Annotated in this window: 4 protein-coding genes; all 4 read left to right on the top strand. The window is 36.7% G+C overall.

Features of this window, described 5'->3' with window-relative positions; all coding sequences use genetic code 11:
- The coding region (locus tag AYJ55_RS24255; protein ID WP_187153379.1) for a hypothetical protein at positions 1–345 on the top strand (345 nt) is incomplete at its 5' end.
- Positions 342–746 (top strand): site-specific integrase, encoded by a 405-nt coding sequence (locus AYJ55_RS24250; protein WP_063658194.1) that lies wholly within the window; start codon positions 342–344, stop codon positions 744–746. The genes AYJ55_RS24255 and AYJ55_RS24250, both read left to right, overlap by 4 nt.
- The gene (locus tag AYJ55_RS36620; protein WP_074168211.1) at positions 700–891 is read left to right on the top strand and encodes a tyrosine-type recombinase/integrase; all 192 of its coding nucleotides are present in this window, start codon (positions 700–702) and stop codon (positions 889–891) included. Before AYJ55_RS24250 ends, AYJ55_RS36620 begins: the two co-directional genes overlap by 47 nt.
- A 371-nt stretch (positions 892–1,262) precedes the next feature.
- Entirely contained in the window at positions 1,263–1,535 is a 273-nt protein-coding gene (locus tag AYJ55_RS24245; RefSeq protein WP_162505871.1) for a hypothetical protein, read from the top strand.
- The last annotated feature ends 409 nt before the right edge of the window (positions 1,536–1,944 follow it).

Genomic DNA, 1,944 nt, shown 5'->3' with positions numbered 1-1,944 from the left:
CGGGAAGCTGCTTGCCATTTTCTTTTTCTGAGCGAATCTGAGCGATTTTTGGCGATGATGGCAAAAGAAAAAGAGCAATGCCGAGATTGGCATCTTCGCAAGGTTGATTCAGTTTTATGTGGGGAAAAAGGTTTTCAGTGTGAAACGGGGCATTTACGGCAAAGTTCGCTCGATACGATTAAACATGCCTTGTTTTCGATTGACGAAACGTTGCAAGAAATGGCGTTGAATATTCGCCCGAGTGAATTTAACGGTTTACCGGAAAATACGCTTAAACATCTGCATTCTGCCTATTTGCTGCTGAAAGCAATGCGAAATGTTGGTGTCAGTCCAATCCAAAATTGAAAAGAAAAGGGGAAAAGCCTATTTTCATTCCGGCGTTTGAGAATGTGGATAGGATGATTGAAGAAGCGCCCGTCAGAGAAAAGATTGCCTTCATCTTGGCATCGGTGATTGGGCTTCGGATAAGCGAAATATTGGCATTGGATTATAGCGATATTCAAGGGGAATATTTGAATATCTCAAAACATGTAACACGAAACGGTGTTATTGAAGGCTTAAAAGCTGACGTTCAGCGATTGTTACCGATGCCAAAAGGGTTATTGTCGCTATTGGATAAAAACAAGTTTGGGTTACATGAACCATTAATTGTCAGTCAATCAGTGAAAAGACTGTCGTTAAATTACAGTACGACAGGAATTGTTAAGGAATTTACTGGAAAAATTCAGGATTGGGAAATTTCATAACTTACGGCATTTTGCAGCGGTACGTCTTATCAAAAAACGGAATGATATTCATGTTATTTCTAAAATGCTGGGTCATAAAAACATTGAGACCACCTCAAATATTTACGGTCGATTTTCAGGGTCAATTTTTGAGTTAAATTTTTAACATTTGCGTTCATTTTTAATCATTAAGGTAAATGGGGTTAAAACCTTAATTGCTTTACATCAAAGGGATTCAGGTAAAAAATTACAGAATAGCCAAAAACGCATAATTCCGCAGTCATACTTCCGCATTTTGAAAAATTGGAAAACCTAATAATAACAACGCATGAAGAGGGGATTTTTTTCGCATACTTCCGCAAAATAAGTCCGCACCCAAAATGGCTAATTTTACGAATGTTGCACAAAGGTTAAAAAGAGGTTGTCATGTCAGGGAAAGCTAAATATTACAAAAAGCGTATATTGATGACGTGATCAACCTGTCTTTGGTGAAAGGCAAAGTATCAAATCATTTCATTGCAAAATGGCTGCATGTGGATGAAAAAACGATTAGAAATTGGCGAAAGGATTATTACGAATTTGATCATGCTTTTCATCATGCGGCCGACATTTTTGAAAAAAGAGCTAGCAGAAACAGCAAGGCAAAACACCAAAATCCGAAAACGCAAAATTATTAAAACCACGGCAGACGGCGAAACGACAACGATAGAAGAAGTATTGCCTAGTCACAATGATATTGCCGTTACAAAAAAGATGGGATCAATGAAGTCTTCTTTAACGATGAAAAGCATCAACAAAAAGAATACTTAAGATCGATACTCGAGCGAAAAAAATCAGCCGAAATCACTTCACTAGAGGCCCGCGCAATTTTTAGAGATAGAAGCATTCCTATACCAACTACCTTATTACTGGAAATTAAGCAATTGCAAGGTAGCCCTATACCAGAAGATATACTACCGCAAAATGCAATTACTCGAGAAATGACTTTAGAAGAGGCCGCAGAAGCGTACCAAAAACTGATGGGGTAAAGGGTTTAAAATCGCTTACTATTTATGTTATAAATATATTAAATTTAAAAATATTTATTTAATATCAATTGATTATATGAGTTAACCCCATTTTTTGTATTTTTTATGTACACGTTTATGGTGCAAAAATATTTTTTTGAGTCGCTTTTTTCCGGACAAATTCCTATGCCGTTACCTTTTCCTTTGACTTT

The organism is Candidatus Arsenophonus triatominarum, assembly GCF_001640365.1.
GTDB lineage: Bacteria > Pseudomonadota > Gammaproteobacteria > Enterobacterales > Enterobacteriaceae > Arsenophonus > Arsenophonus triatominarum.
Note: the sequence above shows the minus strand (reverse complement) of the source record. Positions and strands in the feature narration are given on the sequence as shown.